Here is a 5,050-nt window from a genome sequence, read left to right on the forward strand (position 1 = left end):
CGCCGTTCCCGGCTGGCGGTGGCGGTAGCTCTTCAGCAGGTCCAGGAAGCCCAGCCAGGCGGTCTGGTCCTGGTGCGGGTCGCTGTCCTGAGTGGTGTAGCGGCCGGCCGTGTCCAGCAGGATGGCCTCGTCCGTGAACCACCAGTCGCAATTGCGGGTGCCGCCGATGCCCTTCAGCGGGTCGCGGCCGATGGTGGTCGACAGCGGGAAGTTCAAGCCGGAGGTCAGCAGCGCCGAGGTTTTGCCGGAGCCGGGCGGCCCGATCATGATGTACCAGGGCAGCTGGTACAGGTAGCTGCGGCCCATGCCCTTGCGGCCGGCCTTCTTGCGCAGCTGGCTCAAGGCTTCCTGCAAACGGTCGCGCAGCAGGCGCAGCTCCTCGGCCGAATTGACGTACCCGAAAGGCGCGAACCTTAGCGGCCCGGCACCTGGGTGACAAGCGACGTGAAACAGCCCCCTGGGCCCCGTTCCGGCGGGGGCTCGCCGCCTTGCTGCTGCCGCTTTCGCTCATGGGGGCACCGCTGGCGATGCCTCGCGCGGCCTTGGCGCAGTCTTCAAGCGACATCAGCACCTATCGCGCCGCCTTCAAAGCCGCCGACAAGGGTAAGTGGGCGGATGCCCACAAACTGGCCGAGCGGGGCCATGACGCCCTGGCCGACAAGGTCCTGACCTGGATGGATCTGGGCCGCAGCGACACCGACGCCAGCTTCGAGGCCCTGACCGCCTTCATCGACCAGAATCCGGATTGGCCCGGCCTGGCGGCCCTGCGCCGCAACGCCGAAATCCGCATGCCCAACTTCGGCGACACGCCGACGCGCGACTGGTTCGACAAGCATCCACCGCTGACCACCACCGGGTTCACCCGCTACGCCGACAGCCTGCTGAACCTGGGCGATAGCGAGAAGGCCATCGGCCTGATCCGCGACCGCTACATCAAGGGCAACTTCGGCGTGGTGGATGAGCGCACGTTCCGCACCAAGTACGTCGCCATCCTGCGCCCCGCCGACCACTGGGCCCGGCTGGACCGGCTGCTGTGGGAGAACGACGAGGAGGACGCGCGGCGCATGCTGCCCATCGTCGATCCCGGCCACCAGGCGGTGGCCCTGGCCCGGCTGGCCATGGCCGACCAGGACCCCGGCGTGGAGCGGCTGCTGCAGCAGGTGCCCGCCCCGTTGATGACCGAGCCCGGCATCACCTACGAACGCCTGCGCTGGCGCCGGCGCAAGGACATGGACGCCGCGGCGCTGGAGATCGTGGAGAACCTGCCCAAGGACGTGGGTAAGGAAATGGGTCATCCCGAGGCCTGGTGGATGGAGCGCCACATCCTGGCCCGCCGCCTGATGGACCAGGGCCAGATGCAGCGCGCCTATCGCCTGGCGGCCAACCACGGCGTGACCGACGGCCTGGGCTTCATCCAGGCGGAGTTCATGGCCGGCTGGCTGTCGCTGCAGTTCCTGAACAAGCCGGAACAGGCGCTGGACCATTTCACGCGCTTGTATGAGGGCGTGTCCTCCCCCATCGGGCAATCGCGCGGCGCCTATTGGGCGGGCCGCGCCTGCGAGAAGCTGGGCAACCCGGAGCGCGCCCGCCAGTGGTACGAGCTGGGCGCCCGGTACGGCAGCACCTTCTATGGCATGATGGCGCAGGAGAAGCTGGGCCAGGCGGAAGCCATCCCCATCGCCCCCACGCCCTCGGCCGACGCCCGCGCGAAGTTCGAGAAGAAGGAACTGGTGCGCGCCGCGCGCCTGCTGGACAAGGTGCTGACCGAGGACGATGACCGCGTCGACCTGTTCCTGCGCAAGCTGTCGCAGGACGCCAAGACGCCCGATGACTTCGTGCTGGTGGCCAAGGCCGCGCTGGAGATGCACCGCCGGGACCTGGGCGTGGGCATCAGCCGCCAGTCGCTGAGCCAAGGCATCGTGCTGGCCGACGCCGGCTATCCCATCATCTCCTCCCGTCTGCCGCCCCAGCCGGAGCCGGCGCTGATCCACGCGCTGATCCGGCAGGAGAGCAGCTTCAAGGTGGACGCCGCCAGCGGTGCCGGCGCCCTGGGCCTGATGCAGCTGATGCCGCCGACGGCGCAGCAACTGGCCAAGCGGGAGGGCATGAAATACGCAGTGGGCAAGCTGACCCACGACGCGGACTTCAACATCCGCCTGGGCAGCATCTACGTGCAGGACCTGCTGGATCGTTTCGGCGGTTCCTACATCCTGGCGATCGCCGCCTACAACGCCGGGCCGGGCCGCGTCGCCAACTGGCTGCGCGACTATGGCGACCCGCGCATCGACGCGGTGGATCCGGTGGACTGGGTGGAAACCATCCCGATCTACGAGACGCGGAATTACGTCCAGCGCGTGCTGGAGAATCTGCACGTATATCGTATCCGCGCCGGGGCCAAACAGCTGCCCATGACCACTGATTTGAAGCGGGGGACCGCCGGTTGAGGGGGAAATCAGGGCTAATTCGCGCGTGATTTTGGTTAATTCGCGCAAAAGGTTAGGCGAAATGTCGCCAAACGCACTGTTAACTTGCGATTAACGACGGACGCCATATCCTACTTGGGTAAACAGCCCCCTGTAGGAACGCGACATGGCCTCCGTCCCCCTGGCTCCGCAACCGCTTCCGGCACCCCTGCTGCAGGCCGCCGCCATCCACCATCGCTTGGTGGACGCCTTTATCCAGTTGACCCGCAGCGAATTGGCGCGGCAGCGCGACGATTACGCGCGCGACAGCCTTAACGAACTTTTGGATATGTTGAAGGGGCAACTGGCTGCCTACGGCGCCAACGCCATGAGCGGGCGCGCGCCGGAATTGGAGGCCGCGAACCTACCCTGAGGGGCGATGCGGATGCGGTATGGCCGCGAGTCGCCCTTCGCACCCTTCCGCCTCCCAACTTTTTCGCCGCCACAGCCTGCATTCATCGCCACCGCCGGGTGGACAGCCAGTGTTTGGGAAACCAGAAAGATGAATACTATTGTATTCTCTCAGCCAAACAGCTCTAAAGAAGGAAACAGGGAGGACAGGTTGAATGCGGACCAACAATGCCAGTTGTCAGCGTCCAGACATATCCATACTCTCGCCACAATTCTGACTTCCTACCTTAGTAGGTAATGCTGCCGTCCCATCCCATGAATTGAGCTGGTGCGTCATCGACTTGGAGTAGTGCCCATGCCCCGTAGGACTAAGAACACGGTTGTTGCCGAACTTGAAGGCAAAATTGAGAACCACGTCGCGAGCCGCATCCGTTTACGTCGCGGTCTTCTGGGGATGAGCCAGTCGGATCTCGCCCGCGCCTTGGGCATCACCTTCCAGCAGGTGCAGAAGTACGAGCGCGGTTCGAACCGTGTTTCGGTCGGCAAGCTGTATCGTCTTGCGGAAATCCTGGACGTGCCGCTGACCTTCTTCTTCGACGATATCGATGGCGGCGCCGACCGCCCCGCCCCCACCGCCTTCAGCGCGCCGGACGAGGGCTCGCCCCTGTTGTCCCGCCGCGACCTGGACCTGTTGCGCGCCTGGCGCAACGCCCCGTCCGACATCGCGGATTGCGTGGCCGGCCTGCTGCGCGCCGTGTCGAGTGACGAGGAAGGCGCCGAGGCCCCCGCCCCCACCGTGGCGGCCACCCCCGGCACGACGGATGATGCCGACGACACCTCCGACGAGGCCAAGCCCACCCGTCGCCGCCGGGGCGCCGTTTGGGATCCGGCGGACATGTACAAGGCCACCAAGCCCGCCAAGCGTGGCAAGGCCGCCCCCACCCCTCCGTAAGCAAGCGTGGCAGTGGCACGTCCCGCCAAATGTCGTCAAAAGGCGCGGAAGCCACCCTTCCGCGCCTTTTGTTGTGCGCCCAGCATGGGCGCGTTCTTGAGGGCGCAAGTCCCTCCGGTCACAGTGAACACCTGCGAAAGGGCGAGCGGCAGCAAGTCGTGAATCACTTGTGACCAAGGATCAGTGGCGTAAATCCGGCGGTGGTGCAGTGAAGGATCACGTTCTTGCCTGGGGAGATCCCTTACCCCGGCTCTCCTGACCTCAACTCTTCTAACCGCTCGGTGCGGACCCGCATGCCAGGTGGGGGGAAGAGCGGTCCACAACGACCGCCCCCTATCCAGATTAGGGCCCTGGTCCCATCGTCGTCATGAGCCAACCCGGGTCGCCTCGGCGGCGCATTTGCGCTATCCTGCCGCCAGACACGCCGGGCCCTGCCCCCCCTGCCCGCGTGGACCTGCCAGTATCCCGTCCCGCCGGCGGTGCCGGATGCCGACCCGCGGTTCCCGCCGCCAACAGTCTTGCCGGGCGGAGGCCTATCGGAGAGCCTTATGAGATCTGTCTTGCTGTGCATCGCGCTGATCTTCGCGATGTCCACCGCCTCGTGGCATGCCCGATCCGCCTGGGCGGCGACCGACGCGCCGGCAGAGGCGCCGGCCGGTAATGAACTGTCCAAGGACGACCTGAAGCGCCTGGAGAAAACGCTGCGGGATCCGGCGGCACGGCAGGAACTGATCGACAACATCCACACCATGATCACCCTTCGCGACGCCTCCGGCGCGCAGGGCACTGCGGAGGAGGCGCCCCCCGGCCTAGGCGACCGGTTGATCAACTTCCTGTCGGGCGGCGTGCGCGGTGTCGCCGACGCCCTCTCCGCCGGCAAGCATCAGGTGCTGATCAGCAACGCCATCAACTGGGCCAGCACCATCGCCACCGATCCGCAACGCCGCCTGGCGACGCTGGAGACGATCGGCGCCGTCCTGGGCGTGCTGCTGGCGGCCTGGGCGGTGGAAAGCGTGATCACCCTGGTGAGCGGCCGCGCGGTGGCGCGGCTGCGGCGCGCGCCCAAGGCCTCCATCCCTGCGGAGGCGCTACGGGTGGCCGCGGAAATCCTGCTGGGCTGGCTGTCCGTCGCCGGCTTCATCGTCGCTGGCTACGCCTGCCTCGTCGGCGTCATGGCGGTGGAGCCCCGCCTCACCGGCGCCAAGGCGGTGGCCCTGGCCATCCTGGAGGCACACGCCTTGACGCGCGGCCTGGCCGTCATCGTCACCACCGCCCGCGCCCGGCC

General features: G+C 66.8%; 4 protein-coding genes and 1 pseudogene. 4 read left to right on the forward strand and 1 reads right to left on the reverse strand.

What is annotated here, in order from left to right; all coding sequences use genetic code 11:
* Positions 1-342: pseudogene (locus I55_RS27465) on the reverse strand (hypothetical protein); the annotation flags it as partial.
* Positions 343-527: 185 nt separating this feature from the next.
* Here I55_RS27465 and I55_RS27470 point away from each other — a divergent pair.
* From I55_RS27470 to I55_RS27485, 4 genes are all read left to right on the forward strand, one after another.
* Positions 528-2,444: a lytic transglycosylase domain-containing protein gene (locus I55_RS27470; RefSeq protein ID WP_252181339.1), complete on the forward strand. Its 1,917-nt coding sequence runs from the start codon at positions 528-530 to the stop codon at positions 2,442-2,444.
* Positions 2,445-2,589: 145 nt separating this feature from the next.
* Positions 2,590-2,835: a hypothetical protein gene (locus tag I55_RS27475; protein WP_044563926.1), complete on the forward strand. Its 246-nt coding sequence runs from the start codon at positions 2,590-2,592 to the stop codon at positions 2,833-2,835.
* Between the two features lie 333 nt (positions 2,836-3,168).
* Positions 3,169-3,765, forward strand: coding sequence for a helix-turn-helix domain-containing protein (locus tag I55_RS27480; protein ID WP_083901475.1), 597 nt, complete (start codon positions 3,169-3,171; stop codon positions 3,763-3,765).
* A gap of 548 nt (positions 3,766-4,313) precedes the next feature.
* A partial coding sequence (locus I55_RS27485; RefSeq protein ID WP_148294010.1) for a hypothetical protein occupies positions 4,314-5,050 on the forward strand: 737 nt, incomplete at its 3' end.

The sequence above is a fragment of the Azospirillum sp. B4 genome (assembly GCF_000333275.1).
Classification (GTDB): domain Bacteria; phylum Pseudomonadota; class Alphaproteobacteria; order Azospirillales; family Azospirillaceae; genus Nitrospirillum.

Bases quoted from the DNA above. Each gene is read 5' to 3' on its own strand.
- I55_RS27480 (WP_083901475.1), top strand. From the start codon at position 3,169: ATGCCCCGTAGGACTAAGAACACGGTTGTTGCCGAACTTGAAGGCAAA.
- I55_RS27470 (WP_252181339.1), top strand. From the start codon at position 528: ATGCCTCGCGCGGCCTTGGCGCAGTCTTCAAGCGACATCAGCACCTAT.
- I55_RS27475 (WP_044563926.1), top strand. From the start codon at position 2,590: ATGGCCTCCGTCCCCCTGGCTCCGCAACCGCTTCCGGCACCCCTGCTG.